Genomic DNA, 25675 nt, shown 5'->3' with positions numbered 1-25675 from the left:
AAACACCAATGCACCTACAATCAATAGACTCTCTCCCGAGTAATGAATTAAAGATGGGCTTTCTTGTTTGTTTTTTTCTAAATATTTATTCAACATACTGACTAACGCTTCACAAAATTATTTAAATCTACATTTAATTTAGCAAGCGCTATGCCAATATAATTAATTATTTAAAATCAATTAGTTAACATATATTTTCATTCAAAAAATAAAAGAAGCTGTTGCCTGAGAAACAACTCATCTAGCGCCTTGCTTCAATATCAACAGCACGGTTATCGCCTACCGGAATACTAAAGTCACCCCAAAAAAGCCTCATGTGATAAGACAAGGGATACAAAAAAGCCCACTTTATTTTTAATAAAGCGGGCATATGCCAAACGATAATGAAGTCTATTGAATATGACCAAATTGCTTTAATAATGCACGTAACACATTACGACTGATCCCAAGCACTCTTGCAGTCTGCACCTGATTGTTTTTGCAATACTCATATGTTTGCAGCACAATTTTGTTCAGGAACAAATCATAAAGCTGTTCTGGCTCTTGCTGAATTAATTCATTAATAGCACTTCCTAACTTTTGGTTAGTCGTTTGCTCATAATCCGCATCCGTTTCAATAATTGGCTGTATGCTAGGCAAACTTAAATCAGATGGTTTCAATGTCCTTCCATCGCAAACCAGCAATGCCCTATGGATGACATTTTCAAGCTCGCGAATATTACCTGGCCAAGGATAATCCACTAAATTATTCACGGTATCAGGCGTTAACTCGGGTTTTGTTGTGTGCAAGCGATTGCGATACACCTCAAGAAAATGCTCAACCAAAGGCAAAATATCGCCCTTACGCTCTCGCAAAGGAGGTATTTCTATCGGCACGACTTTAATTCGATAATACAAATCTTCCCTGAAACGACCAGCTTTAACCGCCTCTGTTAGATTTACGTTGGTTGCAGCAATCAACCTGACATCAATTGGGATTGGTCTTCTAGAACCAATAGGGATGACCTCCCTTTCCTGCAGTACACGCAACAACTTTACCTGTGTAGATAAAGGCAAGTCACCAATTTCATCTAAAAATAAGGTACCGCCATTGGCTGTTTCAAACCAGCCTTTTTTAGAACCCACTGCGCCGGTAAAAGCACCACGCTCATAACCAAATAGCTCGCTTTCCACCAAGGCCTCTGAAAATGCGCCGCAATTAATCGCAGCAAATGGTCCTTCCCTGCGCGGGCTAAGATTGTGCAAATGCCTTGCAACCAGCTCTTTACCCGTGCCTGTCTCACCCTTAATCAAAGCCGTTGCATTGCTAGGCGCGACTTTTTCAATGAGCGATAATAGCTGTTGAGATTTTTCATCCGCAAATATAAGCGCACTAGCTCTTATTGATAGGCTAATTTTTTGAGGATCCGGGAATTGAATGATAGACTTTTTTGTCCATTCAGATTCCGTACTAGCAGTGTCTACGCTAGATTTTCTATCAATGTGAATTCCGTACATTTTGGTGGCGATTCATAACTAAAACGGAAATGTATCACCATGTCCTTATGTTTTTAAATAATATAAAGTTATACTTTAATAATAAAAAGTTATATAAAACCAATAAACTCTACAAAAATCAGAATAAAATTTTGATACTAAACTCTCATCTAAAACCTTAGGCGGCGCCAACCTAAGACAACGCCTGTCAGGCTAAACAAGAATCCCAACACGCAAAAAATCAGAACTAAAGCAGTTTTATACTGAGGATTATTATTTAAGATTGAAAAATCCAATGTGTGAAGTCCGCTATATAACCAGCGATACCAACGTCTTGAGTAATCAATTTTTTCTATGATTTGCGCATTGGATCCATCAATATGAAACCAAGTTTTATTAGCATCATCACAAATCACACGTAGCAATTGCGCATCAGGCTTAGCCGTTGCACTACGATAAGCATCATTTTTATCTACTAAAATGGGTATTACGCAACTGGCGCCTTCTAGAAACTGTGTACTTTGCGATGTAAATGCTGATAGTGCAAAATTATCACTTATACCAAGTTGACTTAAAACCTTTTGAGAGTCGTACTGATACGTTGCCAAAACATATGGGTTGCCAGCTAACTGAACCCACTCTAATTGTTTTACGCCTTCTGCAAGCGTAATTTCTACAGAATCAAACTGCTGCCAGTTAATTTTTCCACCCGCCAGAGTTTGTCTTTGCGTTGCAGTTACATCATTACCCGAAAATAAAAGGTCGTGATCCATCGACAACCAGCCACTTAATATATAAGTAAACAGAAACGTGGCAACCAGCACACCACCTAAGTGATGCAGGTAATGCATACCGCGAAATGGTGAAACAGACTTGGCATGATTCCATCGCAATCGCACAATCCCCAGAACAATGCCAGTAACTGCTGCGATCAATGCTATTAATGATAGTGTCCAAACCAGCCAATTCCACACTTGCCAGTGCTTTCTCAGAAAAGTAGGATATATCCAATGTACAACTGAGCCAGCGTAATTCCAGCCCCTTTCAAACTGGGTGGTATCACGCACTACCTCCCCAGTTATATCAGAGAGATATAGCTCCGTTTTTTTATCGTCATTTATAAGGATACGATGCAATGGTCTGTAAGCATCCAAGCCATTAGAGACTGTCCATTGGTCAATATCATTCAGCGCTACGTGGACAGATTGTTGTACATCAATGCCACGTTGCTCAGCGTGTTGATTAGCAATGGCAAGCGCCGCACTTGTTGAAACTGTTTGCAGCACCTCACCTGTATCTGCATAGATGCCATTTACGCTTTTATCATGCTGTACGACATAAACGGGGCGACTGCCAGACATGACTAATTTTGCTCTTGTTATGCGCTCAAAATAAGGCAAAGGGCGAATAGCCTCATACAACGAAAGCTTTACGCTTTGTGTTGCAATTGGCTTTAATCCAGCAAACCTCTCTTCAGCACTCAGTTCAGGAAAATGCACAAAATGTAATACCAACCCTGTAGCAAACCATAGCATGAACAAACAACAGGCAAAAATGCCAAGCCAGCGATGCCACAGGGACAGATAGCGAATTACAAATTTAATCATCACTAAACTGGCTTAATATTTCAGTTCTGCAGTAAGCTCAACTCGGCGTGATTCACCCAAAATAAACTGCTCCGTATCATATGAAACAGGCGCGTAAACTTTATCTGTTAAATTGCGTAAACTTGCCCTGAGTGTGGTTTTCGGATTTACGTTCCAGGCGACATTCGCGTCATAAATTGTATAACCACGCATAACAGATGTATTTGCATTATCCGCATAGCGCTTTCCTACAAATCTTGCGCCAATACCAGCTTCCCATTCAGGCTGTTGATAATAAAGCCACAGGTTAGCGGTCTTTTCAGGTACATCTATCGGCGTATTCCCTGCGCGATTAACTCCACCACCTTCAGTCAACTTGTCATAACGCGCATCTAATAAAGCTACATTTAGATCAGTGCGCCAATGTTCTATTGGAAAAAGACTTGCTGCCAGCTCTACGCCGCGTGATGACTGTTTGCCACCTTGAACGCGCAATGTTGAGTTATTTGGATCGCGCGTGATAATGTCATCTTTAGCAATATGATAAAACGCGAAAGTCAATTCGCCTTTGCCATCTGCTAAGACATGCTTAACACCAACTTCTGCTTGTTGTGCCGAAGTGAGCTTAAACGCACCACTGCTGGGTCGAATCGAAACGATAGAGGATACCGGGTCGGATCCACGACTAAACTGTCCATACAAAGAAGATGATTTTGTCGGCTGAAATACAGCCCCTACGCGATATGAAAAAGGTGCATAGTCTGCATCCAGATTGGCACGGCCAAGCTTGCTTTCATGGTCAACATCTATCCAATCCTGTCTTAAACCCGTAATAAACTTGATTTGCTTGGTAATATCAAAAGCATTTTCAGCAAAGAATGCTTGCTGTTGGGTTGTTGAAACAAAATCTTTGACTGTTGGGTCAATAGTTGTGAAATATCCGCGTGGGAAATTTTTAATCGGCACATTAGAGGATGGATCGTTACCATCATAAAAATTATCATAATAACTAAAATCCACGCGTGAGATTTCGTAGCCAACAGCCCAGCGATTATGGTGCCCAAATATGTCTGCGGTTGAAGCCAGCTCTAAACGATCACCAAGTTGCTTTTGTTTATGCTTAATTTCCGTATAACCAAACCTATCAACTGTATTGCTTGTATCATCAATCGAAAAGTATTCCACATTTCGCCAATGTCGATCTGCCTTGGACCAATAACTGATATTACTTAACTTAGTCGTATCATTAATATCCCAGTCTACTTTAGCGCGCAGGCGTGTATCCTCAAAATGCTGCTTACTATCACTAACATTGTAATTTTGATTACGTAATGACTCATCAATGCGACCATTTCTGAGAGGGATACCGGTGTAACGGGTTGGATTTTCATCCGCTACGTCAGCAGTTAAATTAATGCGTAGGTCTTCATTAATATCAATCAACACGCCTGACATTATCTTTGCACTGTCATAATCCCCATGATTAACATAGCCGTTGCCTCCCGTTACAGAGGCATCGACTCGAAATGCACCGGCTTCGCCCAATGCCCCGCTCCCGCCAACACCTGCGCGATAAACACCAAGCGTACCTGCCCCGATTAGTGCCTCAAACTGGCTTTCGCGACTAGGTGCTTTACGTATGCTATTAATGATGCCGCCTACAGTACCATCCCCATACAACACAGAAGCAGGCCCACGCAGAATATCGAACTGCTGGTAACCCCAAGTATCAGACGGGTAAGTCAATGTGCTCGCAGCCGTCTGTAAACGTATGCCATCTTCGGCTTGCCCAACAGAGTTGTTTCCTGTAAAACCTCGCGCAGAAAAGGCAACGCCCGTGCCAAGATTGCTAATGTCGGTGATACCAGTTGAACGCGAAACGGCCTCGCGTACATTGTTATCGCCACGGGATCGGATAGTAGAAATATCAATTGACTCTATACTGGTTGGTGTTTCCAGAGCAGTCAAGCCTAGCCGACTTCCTGTCTTGTTTACATCAGTTAATTTCAATGCACTTTTAGCCTGATTTTTTTCCGTCACAACAACCTCACCCAACAGCACATCGTCCTCCGCGTAAACGCTTGTATAAGGCAGCGCGATTGCAATTGCAGCCGCCAATAATTTATTATATTTACTCATCACTTCCCTTAATTTATTCAGGCAGCATTGTTTCTAAATAACAATGCAACCAGGCTGAATTGAACATGTATAACTAAACTTAAATATAGTGATTGTTAACCTGACCATCAGTGCTGAATGTCCGATAGGTGGGCACCCTATATAGATAGTTATTGGCATGAATCATGCCAATAAAAAATACATAAAAATCAATATCTTACAAATCAAAGCGTCAATTACTGTTTAATGCGCAACAATTACGAGATGTAACTGTTTCTGCAGAGACAAATTTGAAAAAATTTATTTAGAGAATAAAGGGATGTTGCAATGCCGCTCATGAGGAGCATTGATGGTCTAAGTGATGGATTTGAGATGTTGACTGGCGTAGTAGAATTTGTGTCTATCTATTAAGCTGTAGTTTCACTTTAAAATAAACCAGCAGTTTGGCTGGCTTATTGGACTTGACTGGTCAGCTCTACTTGAAACCAGACTTCAGTGATTATGGCTAAAACTTACTCTAGCAGACTTCATTAAAGCACTGCTTTTTAGGTCAACTCAGTAAAAAAATGTTACCGACTCAAAATGGCCATATCTATCGCTTTTCTTTTGAGATAATGGCCATCTGAAATATTTCAATTATTAACGCAAACCTCCCGTAACATGTAAAGTTTCACCTGTTACATAAGCCGCATCTTCAGAGGCAAGAAAGGCTACAACTGAAGCAATTTCTTCCACTGTACCGATGCGACCCATCGGCGTAACGGATTCAATCCAAGTGCGCATATCACCTTCGTGAAATCCTGCGGCTACTACCCCTTCGGTTGCAATCATGCCAGGATTTACCGAATTCACACGTATTTTTTTTGCTGCCAACTCTTTAGATAGCACCATGGTAATCGCATCCACTGCGCCCTTAGTAGCGGTGTATACAGCGCTGTTTGGCGGCGTAATTGTAGAAACACCTGAGCTAATATTCACAACACTGCCGCCTTTATCGCTAAATGCTCGTACGGCTTCTTGTGTTGTAAGCAGTAAACCCAGCACATTCAGGTTAAATTGCTTGTGAAAGTGTTCTGGTGTAATGCTATCTAGCGGTGAAAATTCATACACGCCTGCGTTATTCACAAGAATATCGATTGCACCAAATGCTTTTTTGGTTGCATCGATAACGCTTTTAATTTCTTCTGGCTCGGATAAATTACCATGCACAGCAACTGCTCTACCACCTCTGGTTATAATTTCAGATACTACGTAGTCAGCACCTTCTTTGCTAGAACTATAATTTACTGCAACTAGTGCTCCCTCATCAGCTAAACGCAATGCAATTGCCGCACCTATGCCTTTTGATGCGCCAGTAACTAAAGCAACTTTTCCTGCTAATCTTTTATTCATTTTTATCTCCATTCATAATTTTAGGAATTTAAATTCAAATGATGCTTCATCATTCAATAGTTCAATATAATTGAACTATTGAACCTTGTCAACGACTCCTGTATAATTTATTGCATGGTTCAGTTTGTTCACCCATCTATAGAAGATATTACTCTCACTGGCGTGCTTGGTGCGTTGGCTGATCCTATGCGCTTGCGCATTGTAGGAAATATGATCAAGAAGAATGATTGTATGTCCTGCTCTGAAGCTGCACCTTGCCCCAATATGGCAAAGTCCACACTTTCACATCATTTTCGTATTTTGCGTGAAGCTGGCATTATCCGAACAGGAAAAGTTGGCGTAACAAATAGAAATGTTCTGCGTTACGATGACATTAACAAGCGCTTCCCTGGCTTGCTAGATGAAATTTTAAAATTCGCAGATTAAATATTTCTTTTATTTTATGATGCCATAATCACCGCTTTGGCTCGTTTACTGTCTTTAATATTAATCGAAATTTATTGAATGGACTTTACGAACAATTTGCACAGCCAATTAAATTTTATAAACTATTCATTCAACGAAGTGTTGTTTTTAATCTCATAGAAATCAAGTCAATAAAAGATCGGATCTTTGCAGAGTCATACCGGCCTTCACGATGAATAATGTTAATGGGCATAGGCTTTGGCTCAAAATCGCTCATGATGATTTTGAGTTCCCCCGAGGCTAATTGTGTTGCGATTTGATATGAAAGCAGGCGTGTAATGCCTAATCCCAACATAGCTGCTTCAATCGCTGAATCATTACTGGTGACTCTGAGACGTGGTTTAACTCGAATAGTCACAGGTGAGCCTGCATCCTCAAATCGCCAGTCTACTGTAGAGCTAATCGCACCAGCCACAATAAGTTGGTGTTTTACCAGTGCATCTGGTACAGATGGAATGCCGTGTTCTGAGAGATACGAAGGTGACGCACATAAAACGCGCCTTACTTGACCCACGCGCAATGCGTTGTAGCTGGAGTCAGGAAGCTCGCCAATGCGAATACCAACATCCACCCCCTCTTCCAGCAGATTGACAATGCGGTCTAAAAATAGCGCAGTAACCTCAGTGTTTTGATACCGTTGCAAATAGTCTGAGATACCTGGCATCACATACAAGCGACCAAATAAGACTGGAGCGGTGACAACCAGATGGCCTTTTGGCTCAGCGTTGATACCCGTTGCCGCTTCATCCGCCTCGTCTGCAGCCGCAATAATACGTCTGGCATCTTCTAAATAGCGCTGACCAGCTTCCGTTAATCTGACAAAGCGCGTTGTACGGTTAAAAAGCTTTACCCCCAAATGCTCTTCCAGTGCAGCTATGGCACGGGTAACTGCTGGTGGTGATATGTTTAAAAGGCGCGACGCGCCAGCAAACCCTTCTTGTTCAGCCACTGCGACAAAAATGGCCATCACGTTCAATCTGTCCATTTATTATTCCTATAAATGAAATAGTTTATTGTATTTTTTAAGTATTCTTATTGCAAATGTAAAGTGAAAGAATGCATACATCCGCTGCATCAATAGATTAAGCGGTGCAAATACAGCTAACTTTAAAGGAGATTCATCATGAGCCGCATTACAACTATTACCAATGAAACTGCAAATACAGAACAAAAAGAATTACTGGATGCCATTCAATCGCAACTAGGGATGGTGCCAAATTTTCTAAAGGTCTTTGCTAACTCACCCGCAGCATTACGCGCCTTTTTGGGTCTGCATGGTATTGCGAATGAAGGTAGCTTAGAGCCACAAACACGTGAACGTATCGCACTGGCCTTGGCCCAGCAAAATGCTTGTGAGTATTGTTTGTCTGCGCATACGGCTATTGGTAAAAAAGCGGGGTTAAACGGTGATGAAATCTCTGCTAACCGCGCGGGAAGTAGCCAAGATGCTAAAGCTGCGATAGCCGTGAAATTGGCACGCTCTCTTGCTGAACATACCGGTGAAGTTACGACCGCTGAATTGCTAGAGGCAAGAAACGCAGGTTACTCAGATGCAGATATCGTAGAAATTATCACCCATGTTGGCCTGAATATTCTGACCAATATGATTGGTAAAGCGAGCCGCTTAGACATTGATTTTCCTAAGGTTGCTTTAAAGATTTCTGTCTAATTGCATCACGGTTTTTCAGCGGTTTAGATGCGTTCGATTCATTTGATTCATTTGATTCTTAGTTGTTACTATAAAGCTGCAAAGGAGTTTGATCATGCCAAAAGCATTTGCCACTATTAGTTTTACCGATAGCGTTAAAGCGGCGCAAAGTCTCTATGGAAGTCGCGAGCGCAATCAGCATTTTGAGCTATCGGATGATCCGCGTAATACATTAGGTGAATTTGAGACTGAATTTATACAGGCGCGTGACAGTTTCTATCAAGCGACCATTTCAGAAAGTGGTTGGCCTTATGTACAACATCGTGGGGGACCAGCAGGTTTTTTGCGTGTGATTGATAATGAAACGATTGGCTATGCTGATTTTAGCGGTAACAAACAATACCTGAGTGTGGGTAATTTGAATGCTAACCCCAGAATCTCGCTTATTCTGATGGATTATCCTAATCGCCGCCGCCTGAAACTGTGGGGGACAGTTCGGATTGTGCATGAATCAGAGGCGCCTGAGATCATTGCTCGTTTAGAAGTGCCAAGCTACCGCGCGCGCGTAGAGCGGGGAATTATCATTCATATAGAAGCTGTTGAATGGAACTGCCCACAGCATATTACGCCTCGCTACAGCAAAGCCGAAGTGGATACCATTATTCAACCATTGATCGAAGAAATTACGTTTCTACGTGAAAATGCCGCAATGTAGCCACCAAATAAAAAGCGGATGTTGAGTCCGCTTTTTATTGAGTTGTTAAATACTGTTTTCGACGGTGTTTTATCACTTATTCTCAATCTGAACCAAGTAAGACAAATACCCCTTTAAATTCGACAGCAAGCTTATCGTCCTGATAGATGCTCGCAGTAATGCCTAGCCTTGCCTTATTTTTGTTTTTAAATGTAGTTAAAAATAAATCCCAGTTTGCATCTTCATTAAAATAAGCATGACATACGAAATCATCTGTAATCGGCTTAAAATAATTCACTTCTTGCTCACGAATCATTAATTGCCCATTCAGCTGATTGGAAATAATACGATGTTGGAATAGTGACCAGGCTGTCACTATGCATACCATCGATGAACTTCCACCAAAGACCGTGTCGAGATGGTTTTTATTCAACTCAATAGGCGCGGATATTGATGCACGGCTAGCGTCAATGGCATCAATTTTTATGCCTAGCGCTCGTGTGATGGGAATAGCACGGAATAGGTATTGCTCAAACTCGGGTATAAGCATATTGAGCTCATTCAAGAAAGAATTAAGTAATATTTTAACGCGATTATGAGCTTACAACCCCAATACCCATAACTACCTTTCGTTTTATACAACTAACCTTTCTGACTGATTACAGGCAACAACTGTCTAGGATGTGTATTGACTGGAATACACAGCATGGCTGTTATAAGTGCTAAAACAATATGAATTGCATACACTGGTGTAAAGTCGGTGATCTGCAGCTTGGTCTGCGCGAGCAAAAGCACGGTGATAGCAACGCCGATCACTGTACCTATTTGGCGTACCGCATGACTGATGGCACTGCCAACTGCATAATCTTTTGCAGGTAAGCCAAACACTGCAGCGGCTGATATTGAAGGCATCACCAACCCTACAGAGATACCACTGAGTATTAAGCCCGGAAGCCACTCTGTGGCATAGTCGGGGCTTGTGTCTGGCATTAGCATAAACCATAAGCCACTTAAGGCATAAGTGAGTGACCCCGTGATTAATAATGGGCGATGCCCGATTTTCGAGGCGAGTTTTCCTGCAATAATTGCAGTTGGTACGACAAGCAATGGCCCGGGCATGATTGCAGCACCTGCCAATGTCTGACTATAGTGCCAAACGTTTTTCATCCAAAAGAAAAACGAAAAAAACATGATTGAAAACGCAATGCTAAACACAACCCCAGCCAGATTAGAAAATAAAAAAGTTTTGTTTTTAAATAGATCTAGATCGAATAGTGGCTCTGAATTAATTTTAGCCCAAGGGATATAACTCAGAATTACAGCCAAACCAAGCAGCATGACCCCTGCTAGTGCCGGTTTAGACCAATACGCCGAATTCAACTCGACAATACTAAATGCAATCGCGCCCACACCGATGATCAGCAATAGCATTCCAACCCAGTCTAGGCGTATTTTGTCTCTAGGCTGTGTCGACTCATGCAATGTTGTCATACTTTGCCAGAGGCAAAATAAACCAATGGGAATATTGATAAAAAATGCCCACTGCCAGCCGCCTATATCAATAATAAATGAGCCGATTCCAGGGCCTAATGCAGCGGCTAGAGCACCCACCGCCCCCCAAGCACCCATCACTATCATGCGCTTTTCTCTTGGAAAAGCCTCAAGCACAATGGCTAATGCTGCTGGTGATAATAAACATGCGCCTATTGACTGGAAGACGCGTGCAACGATCAACCAAAATACGCTGGGTGAAGCACCACAGGCAAGTGAAGCTGTAATAAACAGAGTAACACCCAATATAAATACTTTTTTCCTACCGTATTTATCTGCAATGCCGCCCGCTGGTATCAGCATCGCAGCATATACAATCGAGTAAGCATTCATTGCCCAAGATAAATCGGCAGCGGTAGAAGCAGGAAAACTTTGCAGAATATTGTTAAACCCTGCATACAGGATGGTGGTATCGAGGGACACCATAAAGACTGCAATGCATGCAATGGCAAACACACGCCATGCGCCAGGCATTATTTTTTCGCTAGGGGCATACACAAACTCTGCTGGTTTCATCTATGTTCTCACTATTCAGTATAAATAATGGTGGTAACTGGCCACTGCCTCCTTGAGGCGTGGCCGGTTAGTTAATGACTTAAGAAAAAGTCCACTGTGTTAACGAATGCATCGTGGTACTGAAAGATAGACCCATGATTGGAGTCTGGATAAAGCACTAATTGCGCATTTTCAAGTTGCTTATACAGCGTGATCGAACCTTCGGTAGGCAGCATCGTGTCATTACTACCAGTGACAACCAATACAGGCTGCTGGATTGCCTTCAATGTTTTATACTCAGGGTCTGGTGTACTGGTAAATACAATCAACGCTTTACCATGGGCATCTGCAATTTCTTTACCACTCTCAGGGTCACGGTCTTTTGTTCTTGCATACACTCTTGCCAGAAACGCTTTGCCGGCTTGCTTACCTGCATCTGTTTGAGAGAAGAATAAATAATCACGTGGATCTGGTGCATTGGCTCTTGCAAAGGCTTCGCCGAGTACCTTCATCAAATGATTACCACCCCCTTGATGTGTAGTGCCGGCAAGAATGACCTTATGCACTAATTCAGGATGTTGAGCAGCCAACTCTTGGGCAATAAAACCACCCATGGAAAAGCCGAGTAAATCCACTTGCTTATAGCCTAATGCTTGAATAAAGGCATAAGCATCGGTTGTCATTTGTGCAACGCTATCTGCTACCACCCCGTTAGTTGCGCCAACGCCTCTGTTGTTAAACACTACTACAGGACGTGTTTTGGCTAAAGCATTCACTACAGCTGGATCCCAAGCATCCATGTTACCAGTAAAGTGTTGAAGAAATATCAATGGCGTGCCCGATTTAGGCCCAAGTGTGCGGTAGGAAAATTTGACGCCATTAGCCTCTATATATTGAGTTGGCGCTGTTTCTAGTTTTTCAGCAGCTAGCGCTGCGCTCGACTCAACCACTGAAAATGTAGTGGCTACGAATAGTAGGGATTTTAAAAATTTATGCATGTATAACTCCTTTTTGATTCATCTATGTATAGTGGAAAATGATGCTTAACTCAGATATCGGCTTGCAGGTGTTGTATGTGATAAATTGGGGGCCAGTGCTTTACGCGCATTTTCCAGCACATTCCAATCGTTCAAATCTGGCAATGATGGAATCGTGATGACTTCACCCATATCAAAACCAGCTAAAGCCGCATCGACCAATGCCTCTGGATTCATGACGATTTGTGCGGGGAGATGGTTAACGGGCATTCCGCTCTTATCCCAGAACGGTGTATCAATAGCACCTGGTAACACGGCTTGCACTCTGATACCTTTATCGGCTAACTCAAGATGCATTGACTGCGTGAAGTTCACTACATAGGCTTTTGAACCGCTGTATGCGCCATTCAGTAATTCAGGTGCCAGTGCCACGATGGATGCAATATTGATGATGGCGCCATGACCACTTGCAATGAGCCCCGGTGTAATCGCGGCTGATAGTCTTGTTAGCGCAATCACATTTAAGGAAATCATAGTTTCGATATCATCTATATTGGATTCCGCAAGTTTTGTCACTGCACCCAGCCCGGCATTATTGACCAACAAAGTAATGCTGCTGTCTGAACGAAGCACACTTTCGATACGCGCTAACTCATCTTTCAAAGTCAGGTCAGCCGAAATCACTGTAACGCTTACTTCATACTCAGCCTTAATCTTGTCGGCAACCCGGTTGAGCTTTGCTTCATCACGTGCAACTAAAATCAGGTCATAGCCGCGTTTAGCCAGTCGATCTGCATAGATAGCCCCTATACCTGTTGATGCACCTGTTATTAATGCCTTACCTTGTTTTTGTACTGAACTCATATTCACCTCTGCTATTAAAAATATAATGAAAATTGATAATTAAATACCAATTGGTAAATAAATATAATTCAATCACTATTGCCATGTCAATCTTTTTTTGTAACAATTGGTATATTAATTAATTTAAGAGATTATTCATGACAACTGAACTTAAAAAATCGCGTGGTCGCCCCAGAGTGTTTGATATGGATGAAGCGCTTGATAAAGCACTGAAAATCTTTTGGGAAAGAGGTTATGAGGGTGCATCTTTAGCTGAACTCACCGAAACACTCGGCATTAATAAGCCCAGCTTGTACGCAGCCTTCGGCAATAAAGAAGAGCTGTTTCATAAAGCATTACTGAAATATGCAACAGGCCCTGTAGCATTTGTGAAAGATGTCATCAATGAGCCAACTGCTTACAAAGTTGCAGAGGCTTTTTTAGTTAAGGCTGCTGAGTTTCTTACTGACCCCCAGCATCCCAAAGGATGCATGATTGTTCAGGGGGCGTTGTCGAGCGGCGAGAGTGCCGAGCTGATTCGAGATGTTCTAATCAAATACAGAGTTTCATACGAAAACTTATTGGCGGAGCGCTTTGCGAAAGCAAAAGTAGATGGTGATTTACCAGATGATACAAGCCCTAAAAATTTGGCTAAGTATCTGGCTACCTTGCACCAAGGCATGTCAGTACAGGCGACAAGTGGTGCTGCAAAAGATGAACTTTTAGAAGTCGCTAAATTAGCGCTGAAAATTTGGCCGGGAAATAATCAATAAAAAACCAGCGCTTAGGCTGGTTTTTGGGATTTGACTGGATTGCTTGAAACTAATTATTGGCGGAGAGAGAGAGATTCGAACTCTCGACAGGGTAAACCCTGTGCCACCTTTCCAGGGTGGTGACTTAAACCGCTCATCCATCTCTCCTAGTAGAATATTACTAGTGCAAGTTTTGCCTTAACTTGAGCGGCGGATTATATACGATACACAAACGCGCGCAAAGCGACTTAGCAACTTGAATGCAGCAAATTATTGAGCTTTAAGCAAATAAGTATTAACTTTACCTTTACCTTTAATTTGGATTAAACCTCGCGATTCAAGAGTATGCTTATCTTTAATGAGATTATAAGTAAATTCACTCACTTGAATCATGCCAGGGAGTCCATTTTTTTCCATTCGGCTAGCCATATTGACCGGATCACCCCAAATATCATAGGCAAATTTACTGGTGCCGATGACGCCTGCGACCACAGGACCGCTACTGATACCAATGCGCATTTGTAATTTCTTATCAATATGCGCATTAAATAGCGCTAGCTCATCCTGCATTTGTAAGGCCAGTTGCGCAATAATATTGGCATGATCATCCAAACTAACTGGCGCCCCACCTACCACCATATAGCCATCACCGATGGTTTTTATTTTTTCTAAACCGTAACGATCCGCCAATCGATCAAAACGAGAAAATAGCTGACTTAGCAAATCAACCAACTCGGCTGGCGGCATATCGGCTGTGAGTTTAGTAAAATCTACAATGTCCGCAAATAAAATAGTCACGGCATCGTGGCTATCTGCAATACGCATATCATTATCTTTTAAACGATTTGCAATGGATTTTGGCAGAATATTCAGCAACAGTTTTTCTGAACGTTCTTGCTCTAATTTAAGCTCATGCAGGGTACGTTCTTTTTGGCTTTGAAAATACCGCATTACCGCATACAAAATACATGCGGTGCCCATAATATTCATTAAAAAATAAGTATCTTTTACATGCGTGGGGATCGGCAAAGAATTGCCGGCAAATAAGTAGTTAAGTTTCCAAGACAAACCCGCCAAAAAAGCAAATAAAATAAACCAGGGCGTGGATTGTTTAGTGCCTAAAATCATTAGCGCGCCAATGGGCGACAAAATTGCCCAAATCGCTATACCGCTAGAAGCTTCGTACCCGCCAATTGCCCATTGCATAAAAAATGGCATAACCAGCAACATGACTAACTGAGTAAAAGTGAAATATTCGAATTTTTTAGTGCGGTAAAAAACCAGAAGACTGGCGTAGGAAAGAATAATATAGGCATATGGCACGGCAGCCATGATTGCATAACCTTCGCCAAGGCCCGAAAGTGTAAATATCCAAAAAATACAAACCAGACTTTCAGCGAAAACTAGAATTGAAAGTATGGCTTTGCCTAAGGTGGAATCTGTTGGATGGCTGATGTTATGCCAAAACTCTCTAGTGGTAACTCCAAAAACCGCTGACGAATCAGACATAAATGCGTTTTTACCTTACTTATTATAAAGTTAACATTCTTCTATTGCGCAAACTATAGCGTATGCGGCATCGCTTCGCCATAGATCGAGAATAAATTTGGAATGAAAATATTATTTTTGCTTGATTTGCACACAACTAAGAGTTATTGTTTACCTCAACCAATTAATGGTAAATGTATTTGTTAAAGAGATAAAAAAATCTTAAATAACAAATACATACGTGGAACTAAGTGAAAATTTAGACATCCCAAAAACAGCAACGAAGCGATGCGGTTGTAACAACGGAAATACTATATTATCAATAGCAAAACTAGAGGAGTTAGCATGAGTTTAGATTTACTAAAAGGCCTTGGCGTAAAAATCCCTTATAAAGCCCAATACGATAATTTCATCGGCGGCAAATGGGTTGCTCCTGTTAAAGGCGAATATTTTGATGTAATTACACCGATTACAGGCAAAGCTTATACAAAGGCTGCACGCTCTAGCGCAGAAGATGTTGAGCTAGCATTGGATGCTGCGCATGCTATCGCTGACAAGTGGGGCAAGACTTCCACAACTGAACGTTCCAACATCTTACTTAAAATCGCCGATAGAATTGAAGCGAACCTAGAGTTAATTGCAACTGCCGACACCATTGATAACGGCAAACCCATTCGTGAAACGATGAATGCGGATATTCCATTAACAGTTGACCATTTCCGCTATTTCGCCGGCGCAATACGCGCACAAGAAGGCAGCATTAGCGAGATTGATAACGACACGATTGCTTATCACTTCCATGAACCGCTAGGTGTTGTTGGGCAAATTATCCCCTGGAACTTCCCTATTCTGATGGCAGCTTGGAAACTGGCACCTGCACTGGCTGCAGGCAACTGTGTCGTATTAAAACCCGCTGAATTCACACCGCTTTCTATCTTAATCTTAATGGAAGTAATTGGCGACTTGGTACCGGCTGGTGTGATTAACATTGTGAATGGTTATGGCCGTGAAGTAGGAGCACCGTTAGCTAACAGTAAACGTATCGCTAAAATCGGTTTCACTGGCTCGACTGCAACTGGCCGCGCGATTGCACAAGCAGCCGCCAGCAATTTGATTCCTGCTACGCTTGAGCTAGGTGGTAAATCACCTAACATTTTCTTCGCCGATATTATGGATGAAGATGATGCGTTCTTCGATAAAGCGATTGAAGGCTTGGTATTGTTTGCTTTCAACCAAGGCGAAGTCTGTACTTGCCCATCACGCGCCATTATTCAAGAATCCATTTACGATAAATTTATGGAACGCGTATTAAAACGTGTTGCGGCGATTAAACAAGGCAATCCACTAGACCCAAATACCATGCTTGGCGCACAAGCTTCGCAAGACCAATTGAACAAAATCATGAATTACATTGATATTGGTAAACAAGAAGGCGCGGAAGTATTAATCGGCGGTAACCGCAATGAGTTAAAAGGTGACTTTGCAGAAGGCTATTATGTTCAACCAACCTTGCTAAAAGGCCACAACAAAATGCGCGTGTTCCAAGAAGAAATTTTTGGCCCAGTGCTTGCTGTAACTACGTTCAAAGACGAAGCAGAGGCATTGGCAATCGCTAATGACACTATTTTCGGCTTAGGTGCTGGTGTTTGGACTCGCAATGGTACAACCGCTTACCGCATGGGTCGTGGTATTAAAGCAGGCCGTGTGTGGACAAACTGCTACCATGCCTACCCTGCGCATGCAGCATTCGGTGGTTATAAAGAATCAGGTGTTGGTCGCGAGAATCACAAAATGATGTTGGATCATTACCAACAAACTAAGAACTTATTAGTAAGTTATAACCCAAATAAACTAGGTTTCTTCTAAAATAACTTTAGTATATTGAGCAAAAATAGGGGCGGGTTTACTCGCCCCTATTTATTCAGCGTTACATTTAGTTTCTGGTATTTGCGCGTGTTATATTTAAGGTCACACGGTAACTAACTAGATTTAGTTTGGAGAGTTAATCATGGCTGAACGTTTATCTGCAACCGCGTCAGCGTTAACATTAATTGATAAGTTAACTGCTCAATATGGTGAAATAGTATTTTTACAATCCGGTGGTTGTTGTGAGGGCAGCGGCCCATTATGCATGCCAAAAAATGAGTTCCATGCCAGTGCATCTGATGTCATTCTTGGTGTATTAGGCACGGAGAAAAAAGCCACTTTTTATATGAGTGACAGCCATTTTACTTTCGCTGAGAATATGCACACGATACTTGATGCACAACCTGGTTCTAGCGGTTCATTTTCGTTAGACTGCGGCAGTGGATTTGCATTTATTACACAAGGACGTTTATATTCGGACGAAGAACTTGCCGCGTTGCCACCTGTGCAACGTGCTGGCTATGCATAGAAGTTTGAAGTTTAAATTTCGCGAATACTTAACCAATAAAAATGTACAATTTTTATTGGTGGATTCTGGAATTAAGGTAAAATACCGTCTGGCGGGCCTCCCCGCATTGTAAAGTAGCCAACCTGGTCAGATGCGGAAGCAAGCAGCCACAACTATTGAGCAAGTGCCGGGGGCTTGGCTCGCCTCTTCTTAAAAATCATTTTAGCTTAGACGAAATCCAATTTTTAAGCTAAAGTCTCGCTTATGTCATATCTCGTTTTAGCACGCAAATATCGCCCCAAATCTTTTGATACCTTAGTTGGCCAACCGCATGTAGTGCGCGCATTAACCAATGCGTTGACGCAGCAAAGATTGCACCATGCTTATCTGTTTACAGGCACACGCGGCGTTGGCAAAACAACCATTGCGCGGATTTTAGCCAAATCGCTGAATTGCGAAACAGGCATCACCGCCACGCCCTGTGGTGTGTGTAATGCCTGTACTGAGATTGACCGTGGTCGCTTTGTAGATATGTTAGAAGTGGATGCTGCATCTAACACACAAGTGGATGCCATGCGTGAGTTGCTGGATAACGCGCAATACGCGCCTACAGTTGGCCGTTTTAAAGTGTATATTATTGACGAAGTGCATATGCTGTCTAAAAGTGCGTTCAATGCCATGCTTAAAACGCTAGAAGAGCCTCCAGCACACGTTAAATTCATTCTAGCTACGACTGACCCACAAAAAGTACCTGTCACCGTCTTATCGCGTTGCTTACAGTTTAATTTAAGGCAGATGGCCAGTATCACCATCACTGAGCATCTGCAAAATGTACTCACTCAAGAAAACATCACTTATGAGCCAGCGGCAATTAACCTGATTGCACGTGCAGCGGCAGGCAGCATGCGCGATGCCTTATCACTGACAGACCAAGCGATTGCATACGGCAATCAAACCGTGAATGAAACTGAAGTGCGCAGCATGCTGGGCGCAATCGACCAAACATATCTGTTTGATATTTTGTATGCGCTAATTAACCAGGATGGCGCAGGGCTGATTGAAAAAGCCTTATCCATGCAAATGCGCAACATTGCGTTTGAAGCCGCTTTAAATGATTTAGCTAATATTCTGCACCAGATTGCTGTCATACAAACCGTGCCTAACAGCATTGCAGACGATTATCCTGAGCATGCATTACTCATGGATTTAGCCGCAAAATTGCCAGCAGAGACATTACAGTTGTATTATCAAATTGCATTGCTGGGTCGCCGAGATATTGGTTTAGCACCTGACGAGTATGCAGGCTTTACCATGAGTTTACTGCGGATGTTGGCTTTTGCACCGCATGAGAAATTAACTGCTATTCAGCCAAAACCTTCCATTTCAACGCAACAGCCACTATCAAAACCAACTAATAATGCTATTCCTAGTCCGATTGAAAAACAGCCTGACTTAGCACGCACCAATTTACATGACAATGCATTACGTATTGCGGAATCACCTGCGTCGGAGACTAAAACATCTACCGTTGAAACGAGTAATCCTGAACCTAGCATTATTGAACCTAGCAACACCGAACAACAGAATAATAGTGTAGAAAATACTAACGCAGCGAACACCAGTTTCGATGGTAATTGGCGCAGATTAGTTGAACAAAACTTGAAACTAGGGCTTGCGCGCGCACTGGCACAAAATTGTGAGATGGTGAGTTATGACGACAACAGTATCACCTTGCGTGTTGCAGAGAGTCAGAAGCATTTAGTCAGCCCAAGTTATCAAGACAAACTATCTACTGCGATTAACCAATATTTTGGTAAGAAAATAAAATTAAATGTTGAAGTCGGTAACGTACATGAAGCCGAAATTATTACGCCAGCCAAACAAAATGCAGCAGAAAAAGCAACGGTGCAAAGCGCGGCAGAAGCGGCGATTATGCAAGACAGCTTTGTCCAAGCATTAATGAATGATTTTGGCGCAACCATAATCCCTAACTCAATAAAACCTGTTTAAATTTAAATACAATTAACGATTAAAAAAGGAGCAAAACATGATGAAAGGCGGCATGGGCAATATGATGAAGCAGGCCCAGCAAATGCAAGCGAATATGCAAAAAGCGCAGGCTGAATTAGCTGAAACATTGGTAGAAGGTGTTGCCAGCAGCGGCTTGGTTAAAATCAGCATGACCTGTAATAACGTGGTAAAACGCGTAGTGATTGATGACGCTGCAATGGATGACAGAGAAACGTTAGAAGATTTGTTACTGATTGCCTTAAATGATGCAAGAGCAAAAGCAGAAACAACATCCAATGCGCGCATGAGCGGCATGATGCCTGCTGGCTTTAAATTACCTTTTTAAGTGATTTTATCTCAGTCTTTTTCATTATTTACTTTAATTTAATCACACAAAGTTTCTGCGTTGAAAAACCCGCCTGCTCTTGAGCAATTAATCGATTCGCTCCGCTGTTTGCCTGGTGTAGGCCCAAAATCCGCTTTGCGGATGGCTTATTATCTATTGCAACGTGACCGCAAAGGCGCTGCAAAATTAGGTAATAGCTTAGAAAATGCCTTACAAGCACTAGGTCATTGCACGCTATGCAATAACTTCTCTGAAACACCTGTTTGCCCACTATGTGCATCGGATAAACGCGAACAATCACAATTATGCGTGATTGAAATGCCAACGGATTTAATGATGATGGAACAAACGCACTCATACAGCGGCATGTATTTTGTGTTGATGGGCAAACTATCACCTTTGGATGGCATAGGTCCTAAAGAGATTAATCTGGATAAGCTAATTAAACGTGCGCAAGATGGTGTGATTAGTGAAGTCATTCTAGCGACAAATTACACGGTTGAAGGCGAAGCAACAGCACATTACATTAGCGAGCTGCTAAAAACACGCGGAATCGCCGTAAGCCGTATTGCACGCGGCTTGCCAATGGGTGGTGAAATTGAATATGTAGACAGTGGGACTTTATCCATGGCGCTACTTGGTAGAAAGCAGCTTTAAATTATCATCGTTGTCTGGTTATAAATTAAAACTCAAAAGCCAATTAAATCTAATAAATCTTCAGGTTTATGCAACATGACATCCGCACCCCAATCCTGCGGCTTATCGCTATTATCAATGTATCCAAACAAAGCGACTGCAGTTTGCATGCCAGCTGCCTTGCCTGCTTGAATGTCGCGTTCCGCATCGCCAATGTAAATACAGTTTTCCGGTTTCACATTCATCTGTTCACAAGCCATTAAAAGTGTAGCTGGCGATGGTTTAGGTTGCGGTGCATCATCCCCGCTTACCACACAGGCTGCTCGCTGATCTAAACCCATGCTTTTAATTAATGGCTGGGTGAAACGGCGTGGCTTATTAGTCACAACTCCCCACTTTAATCCTTTACTTTCAATCACTTGCAATAGCGCTGCAATACCTTGCAGTAATACTGGGCTACGTGTGAACACGGTATCATAAATATTAAGATACTCATCGCGCAGGGCTAAAAAACTGGCATCTGCTGGCGTAATGCCAAAACCCAATCCAATCAGCCCACGTGAACCATGTGAAGCAAAAGGTCGAATGGTCGCATCGCTTAAGGTTGATTTACCGTGTCTGCTCAATTGAATATTGAGTGCGTGGCCTAAATCTGGTGCGGTATCAACTAATGTGCCATCTAAATCAAACAAAATTGTATGAATCAATTCAATAATACCTATTAAGCTTTAATCGTGTGCATCATGTAATTCACTGAAATATCACCATCCAGCCAATAACGCTGCGTAATAGGGTTATATTGCATGCCAATTTGATGTTGCAATGAGAGATCAGAATTTCTTAACCAACTTGCCAGTTCAGAAGGCTTGATGAATTTAGCATAATCATGCGTACCTTTTGGTAGCATATTGAGCACGTATTCTGCCCCAATAACGGCAAATACATAGGCTTTTGCATTGCGATTAATCGTAGAGAAAAATACATGGCCGCTAGGTTTCACTAATTTAGCGCAGGCTCGCACAATACTGGCGGGATCTGGCACATGCTCCAACATCTCCAGACAGGTAACAACATCGAAACTTGCCGGCATTTCTTCCGCTAACTGCTCAACCGCTATTAAGCGATAATCAACCTCGACCCCTGTTTCCAAGCTATGCAACTGCGCGACTTTTAATGCCTTTTCACCTAAGTCAATCCCGGTAACAGTTGCGCCTTTTTCTGCCATTGATTCACTTAAAATACCGCCGCCACACCCAACGTCTAAAACAGTTTTTCCTGATAATGAAATCGCTTGGTCAATATATTGTAAACGCAAGGGATTAATGTCATGTAGCGGTTTAAATTCACTGGTTTTATCCCACCATTTATGGGCTAACTCACTAAATTTGTTCAGTTCAGCAATATCGTAATTGGACATAAAATTTAATCACTTAATTAAATAATGGTTTAGAGGTGGTTGTTTTAAACTCAGCAAGTTTAGTTTGCCATTTAGTCACAATATCCACCAACTCTTGTGGCTCCACATGGCTATAGACACCGTCGTTATTATTCGGTTTGTAATACTTCAAATCGCCACTCACCCAAACATGGCTGACTTGCTCACGTCCAGCCACATAAACCAAATGCGACACAGGATCAAAACACGGTTGCATATTGATATCGCTTAATTTAATTGCAGTTAAATCGGCAAGCTTGCCAATTTCAATCGAGCCCAACTGATCATCCAAACCCAATGCTTTTGCGCCATTAATCGTCGCCATTTCTAAAGCTTGATGCGCTGAAATAGCGGTTGCATCATGACTAAAACCTTTTGCCAATAAAGCAGCAAGCCGCATTTCTGCAAACATATCTAAACGATTATTACTGGCTGCACTGTCTGTACCTAAACCAACATTAATGCCCTGCGCTGTGTATTCCGCAATGGGCGCAATACCTGAAGCTAATTTCAAATTTGAACTCGGACAATGTGCAATACTGCATCCATGTTCCGCCAATAATTGTATTTCAAATGCATTTAAGTGCACACAATGTGCAAAAGTGGTTGCTGCGTCAAGTAAACCTAGCTGTGCCAAACGTGCCAACGGTCGTGTACCGTGCTTTTTTTCGCTTTGTGCGATTTCGGCTAAAGTTTCGTGCAGATGAATATGTAATCCGATATTAAGCTGCGCACTTAACGTATTAATTTGCTTAAACGTTGTATCATTTACCGTGTAAGGCGCGTGTGGTGCAAAACTAAATGAAATAAGCGATTCACTTTTAAGTTGATCGCGCGCATCCGTACCCTTATCGATATAGCTTTCAGCATCATTAGCATATTGAGTGGCAAACTCCAGCACAACCAGACCCAAGTTTGCACGCATGCCAATTTTTAAACTGGCTTCTGCCGCCGCCACTGGGTAAAAATACATATCATTAAATGTCGTTATTCCACCACTTAACATCTCGGCACATGCTAACAAAGTACCGTCATACACAAAACTGGGGGACAGTAACCTTTGCTCCGCAGGCCAAATATGCTGCTCTAACCATGGCATTAATGGCAAATCATCCGCTAAGCCGCGCATCAAACTCATCGCGGCATGTGCATGTAAATTTACTAATCCTGGCATCAGTACATGCTCATTCAACTGAACAAGCTCTTTGGGCTCATATTGCTGACTGGCTTGTGCAAATGTACAAACATCAATAATTTTGCCAGACTGAATGACTACGGCCTGATACTCTAACAATTTATTGCGTGGGATAATTGGCAGCAACCAACGTGCTTCAATGATTAAGTCAGCAGATTGTTTCATAGGTATATTATAACGACAAATTAACTGGCTATTAATAAAGTGTCTACAATAACAATAGTCAGCAGGCAATAAAAAAGCCCCGCATTGCAGGGCTTTTTTATTTAATTAGGTTTTAATTAAATATTGAAATAAAACTTAATTGCAACCAACTTCTTTTTTAGCTTCAGCTTGAATTGTTACGCGACGGTTAGGCTGTAAGCAAGAAATTAATTTCTTAGTTTTACTGTTACCTACGCACTGAACAACAGGCTCAGACTCGCCCTTGCCGATTGCTTGAATGATTGATTGATCAACACCTTGTGCAGTCAAGTAATCTTTTACTTGATTAGCACGACGCTCAGACAATTTTTGATTATAAGCATCTGAACCGATACGGTCTGTGTGACCAGTTACAATCACTGCTTGAATAGCAGGATTTTCCTTGATTTTAGCAGCAGCGTCATCTAATGCCACTTTACCTTCACCTTTTAGGTTTGCCTGATCAAAACCGAATAGCTTTTCTGCATCAACAGTAATCGTTTCTAATTGTGGAGTGCATGCAACTGGAGCTGGCTCAGGTGCTGGCTCTGCTGCGGCGATTGGAGCTGGTTCTGGAGTTGCTTCTGCAACTACTGGTGCTGGTGCGCCGAAACGGAAAATAGCACCAACGTTGAACAATGTGTTGCCAATTGTTTTATCTGCATCAAAATCGTTTGTTGATGATTTAGCATCTGACCTACTCCACTGATGACGTAAATCAGCTTGTAAACCAAATTTATCATTAAATAGATACTGAGCACCCAAGCCCACATTAGCCATTAAAGATGTTTTAGTTTTGTCACCAATATCTACACCTGAGTAGTCTACGTTGTTACGTGCTGCACCAATACCAGCAAGTAAGAATGGACGGAACTTTTCACGGCTGAACATATACAATGCGTCTAAACCCAATGTAGTTTGTTTGTATTTACCGCCAGCACCAGCAATGCCTGTATCTTCATCAGCACGGTTATAACCTAAACGGCCTTGTAGATCCCAGCTTGGGCTTAATTCTTTACCAATGCTAATAAAGCCACCATGTAAACCATTGTCAGCCTCTAAGTCGCTATCTGTGTGCATATAGCTAACACCTGGTACTGCATACCAAGCGCCACGGTACATATCTTCTGCAGATACTGCTAAGGCTGTAAGGCTAAGTGTCGTTGCTACAGCTAAACCGATTAAATTCTTTTTCATTGTTAAACTCCTAATTAAAAACAGACGAACAAACATCTACATACGAACTATACTTAAACTACTTTAACTATGCAACGCTAAACTCAAGCTTACTTGCGCCTTGCTCTTGATTTTGTTGTGTTCTTGCAACATTTCTTTCACATCGACGAGCTTATGATGAATTAATCTGTTTACTCGTGACTCACTCGCGCATACACCGCCTCTAAAACCAATATAGGATGGGTTGATAGCAACCACACTTTCAATATGTTGTGGTTTTAAAGAGCCAGCAAGACCAGATTTTAAGCCAATTTCCTTACAGGCTTGTGTAAAGCTTTGTAAAGTCGATAAACTACATATTTCAAGCAGGTTTTGCTGTTTTTTATGCGTATCAATCATCGCACCATAAAAGCCACTAATTTTTAACTTTTCAAGCGAGGTTAAATCCATAGGCTGATCCGCAAAAAATACGGCGATTAACTTGGTATGCTGCAATCGAGCAATATCAATTAGATAATCAGTATTGTTGAATAGATCAGACACCGCAATTTTAATAATATCAACACCCATTTTTACTCTTGCATCAACCTCGTTGAGCAGTGCATCTAAATTTGCATGAACTTCACCCACCGTAGCGCTAGTCAGTGGTAAAGCTCGGTGGGGGCTTAACTGTTTATATTGCTGAACTTTTTGTAAGATTTGTAGGCTAACATCTAAATTCAGCGCACCTAACGCACCAACATTGGGATCTTTCAAATCGATGATATCAACGCCAGCATCTAACGCGACTAACGCCTCTTCAGCATCCTTAACGCTAATCAATAACTGTGTCATG

The 25675-nt window shown here is 42.0% G+C and carries 24 protein-coding genes, 1 tRNA gene and 1 other RNA gene; 10 read left to right on the top strand and 16 right to left on the bottom strand.

Annotated features, from left to right (window positions below; translation table 11 throughout):
- Positions 1-390: 390 nt before the first annotated feature.
- The 4 genes from K370_RS00910 to K370_RS00895 form a co-directional block, all read right to left on the bottom strand.
- Positions 391-1497, bottom strand: coding sequence for a sigma-54 interaction domain-containing protein (locus tag K370_RS00910; RefSeq protein WP_047537093.1), 1107 nt, complete (start codon positions 1495-1497; stop codon positions 391-393).
- Positions 1498-1646: 149 nt separating this feature from the next.
- The gene (locus K370_RS00905) at positions 1647-3083 is read right to left on the bottom strand and encodes a PepSY domain-containing protein (RefSeq protein ID WP_047537091.1); all 1437 of its coding nucleotides are present in this window, start codon (positions 3081-3083) and stop codon (positions 1647-1649) included.
- Positions 3084-3095: 12 nt separating this feature from the next.
- Positions 3096-5201: a TonB-dependent receptor gene (locus tag K370_RS00900; RefSeq protein ID WP_047537088.1), complete on the bottom strand. Its 2106-nt coding sequence runs from the start codon at positions 5199-5201 to the stop codon at positions 3096-3098.
- 618 nt (positions 5202-5819) lie between these two features.
- Complete coding sequence (locus K370_RS00895) at positions 5820-6572, bottom strand: SDR family NAD(P)-dependent oxidoreductase (RefSeq protein ID WP_047537085.1); 753 nt, start codon at positions 6570-6572, stop codon at positions 5820-5822.
- A gap of 114 nt (positions 6573-6686) precedes the next feature.
- Here K370_RS00895 and K370_RS00890 point away from each other — a divergent pair, with 114 nt between their 5' ends.
- Complete coding sequence (locus K370_RS00890; protein ID WP_047537082.1) at positions 6687-6998, top strand: ArsR/SmtB family transcription factor; 312 nt, start codon at positions 6687-6689, stop codon at positions 6996-6998.
- A 130-nt stretch (positions 6999-7128) separates the two neighbouring features.
- Here the strand turns inward: K370_RS00890 and K370_RS00885 are convergent, their stop codons facing one another.
- Positions 7129-8022, bottom strand: a complete 894-nt coding sequence (locus K370_RS00885; protein ID WP_047537079.1) for a LysR family transcriptional regulator — start codon at positions 8020-8022, stop codon at positions 7129-7131.
- A gap of 138 nt (positions 8023-8160) precedes the next feature.
- On the opposite strand from K370_RS00885, the gene K370_RS00880 reads away from it, so the two are divergent.
- Together K370_RS00880 and K370_RS00875 are read left to right on the top strand one after the other, a co-directional pair.
- On the top strand, positions 8161-8706 hold the full coding sequence (locus K370_RS00880) for a carboxymuconolactone decarboxylase family protein (RefSeq protein WP_047537076.1): 546 nt from the start codon (positions 8161-8163) through the stop codon (positions 8704-8706).
- A 94-nt stretch (positions 8707-8800) separates the two neighbouring features.
- Positions 8801-9400 (top strand): pyridoxamine 5'-phosphate oxidase family protein, encoded by a 600-nt coding sequence (locus K370_RS00875; protein WP_047537073.1) that lies wholly within the window; start codon positions 8801-8803, stop codon positions 9398-9400.
- Positions 9401-9482: 82 nt separating this feature from the next.
- On the opposite strand, the gene K370_RS00870 is transcribed toward K370_RS00875, so the two are convergent.
- From K370_RS00870 to K370_RS00855, 4 genes are all read right to left on the bottom strand, one after another.
- Positions 9483-9929, bottom strand: coding sequence for a YiiD C-terminal domain-containing protein (locus tag K370_RS00870; protein ID WP_047537070.1), 447 nt, complete (start codon positions 9927-9929; stop codon positions 9483-9485).
- A 92-nt stretch (positions 9930-10021) separates the two neighbouring features.
- Positions 10022-11446, bottom strand: a complete 1425-nt coding sequence (locus K370_RS00865; RefSeq protein ID WP_047537062.1) for a DHA2 family efflux MFS transporter permease subunit — start codon at positions 11444-11446, stop codon at positions 10022-10024.
- A gap of 71 nt (positions 11447-11517) precedes the next feature.
- Positions 11518-12423 (bottom strand): alpha/beta fold hydrolase, encoded by a 906-nt coding sequence (locus K370_RS00860; RefSeq protein ID WP_047537060.1) that lies wholly within the window; start codon positions 12421-12423, stop codon positions 11518-11520.
- Positions 12424-12468: 45 nt separating this feature from the next.
- Positions 12469-13266 carry an SDR family NAD(P)-dependent oxidoreductase gene (locus tag K370_RS00855; RefSeq protein WP_047537058.1) on the bottom strand — a complete coding sequence of 266 codons (798 nt, stop codon included), beginning with the start codon at positions 13264-13266 and terminating at the stop codon, positions 12469-12471.
- Positions 13267-13403: 137 nt separating this feature from the next.
- Between K370_RS00855 and K370_RS00850 the strand changes: the two genes are divergently transcribed.
- Positions 13404-14018: a TetR/AcrR family transcriptional regulator gene (locus K370_RS00850; RefSeq protein ID WP_047537055.1), complete on the top strand. Its 615-nt coding sequence runs from the start codon at positions 13404-13406 to the stop codon at positions 14016-14018.
- A gap of 57 nt (positions 14019-14075) precedes the next feature.
- Here the strand turns inward: K370_RS00850 and K370_RS00845 are convergent.
- Together K370_RS00845 and K370_RS00840 are read right to left on the bottom strand one after the other, a co-directional pair.
- A tRNA-Ser gene (locus tag K370_RS00845) sits at positions 14076-14165 on the bottom strand.
- 102 nt (positions 14166-14267) lie between these two features.
- Complete coding sequence (locus K370_RS00840; protein ID WP_047537050.1) at positions 14268-15506, bottom strand: adenylate/guanylate cyclase domain-containing protein; 1239 nt, start codon at positions 15504-15506, stop codon at positions 14268-14270.
- Between the two features lie 324 nt (positions 15507-15830).
- Between K370_RS00840 and K370_RS00835 the strand changes: the two genes are divergently transcribed.
- The 6 genes from K370_RS00835 (at position 15831) to recR (ending at position 20872) form a co-directional block, all read left to right on the top strand.
- A complete protein-coding gene (locus K370_RS00835) occupies positions 15831-17351 on the top strand; it encodes an aldehyde dehydrogenase family protein (RefSeq protein ID WP_047537047.1) in 1521 nt (506 codons plus the stop codon).
- 142 nt (positions 17352-17493) lie between these two features.
- A complete protein-coding gene (locus K370_RS00830; RefSeq protein ID WP_047537044.1) occupies positions 17494-17880 on the top strand; it encodes a DUF779 domain-containing protein in 387 nt (128 codons plus the stop codon).
- A 90-nt stretch (positions 17881-17970) separates the two neighbouring features.
- Positions 17971-18067: signal recognition particle sRNA small type (ffs, locus tag K370_RS11955), an RNA gene on the top strand.
- A gap of 56 nt (positions 18068-18123) precedes the next feature.
- The gene (gene dnaX / locus K370_RS00825) at positions 18124-19869 is read left to right on the top strand and encodes a DNA polymerase III subunit gamma/tau (RefSeq protein ID WP_047537041.1); all 1746 of its coding nucleotides are present in this window, start codon (positions 18124-18126) and stop codon (positions 19867-19869) included.
- A 37-nt stretch (positions 19870-19906) separates the two neighbouring features.
- Positions 19907-20215: a YbaB/EbfC family nucleoid-associated protein gene (locus K370_RS00820; RefSeq protein WP_200883408.1), complete on the top strand. Its 309-nt coding sequence runs from the start codon at positions 19907-19909 to the stop codon at positions 20213-20215.
- Positions 20216-20275: 60 nt separating this feature from the next.
- A complete protein-coding gene (gene recR / locus K370_RS00815) occupies positions 20276-20872 on the top strand; it encodes a recombination mediator RecR (protein ID WP_047537035.1) in 597 nt (198 codons plus the stop codon).
- Between the two features lie 32 nt (positions 20873-20904).
- On the opposite strand, the gene K370_RS00810 is transcribed toward recR, so the two are convergent.
- The 5 genes from K370_RS00810 to K370_RS00790 form a co-directional block, all read right to left on the bottom strand.
- Positions 20905-21558, bottom strand: a complete 654-nt coding sequence (locus tag K370_RS00810) for an HAD family hydrolase (RefSeq protein WP_047537031.1) — start codon at positions 21556-21558, stop codon at positions 20905-20907.
- A 14-nt stretch (positions 21559-21572) separates the two neighbouring features.
- Positions 21573-22268, bottom strand: a complete 696-nt coding sequence (ubiG, locus tag K370_RS00805) for a bifunctional 2-polyprenyl-6-hydroxyphenol methylase/3-demethylubiquinol 3-O-methyltransferase UbiG (RefSeq protein WP_047537028.1) — start codon at positions 22266-22268, stop codon at positions 21573-21575.
- 13 nt (positions 22269-22281) lie between these two features.
- Positions 22282-23646, bottom strand: coding sequence for a TRZ/ATZ family hydrolase (locus tag K370_RS00800; RefSeq protein ID WP_047537025.1), 1365 nt, complete (start codon positions 23644-23646; stop codon positions 22282-22284).
- A 135-nt stretch (positions 23647-23781) separates the two neighbouring features.
- Positions 23782-24861, bottom strand: coding sequence for an OmpA family protein (locus tag K370_RS00795; protein WP_047537022.1), 1080 nt, complete (start codon positions 24859-24861; stop codon positions 23782-23784).
- Positions 24862-24924: 63 nt separating this feature from the next.
- On the bottom strand, positions 24925-25674 hold the full coding sequence (locus K370_RS00790; protein WP_052185118.1) for a (5-formylfuran-3-yl)methyl phosphate synthase: 750 nt from the start codon (positions 25672-25674) through the stop codon (positions 24925-24927).
- Between the last annotated feature and the right edge of the window lies 1 nt (position 25675).

Origin of the sequence: Methylotenera versatilis 7, from assembly GCF_000799165.1 — a bacterium.
Taxonomy (GTDB): Bacteria; Pseudomonadota; Gammaproteobacteria; order Burkholderiales; family Methylophilaceae; genus Methylotenera_A; species Methylotenera_A versatilis_A.
Note: the sequence above shows the minus strand (reverse complement) of the source record. Positions and strands in the feature narration are given on the sequence as shown.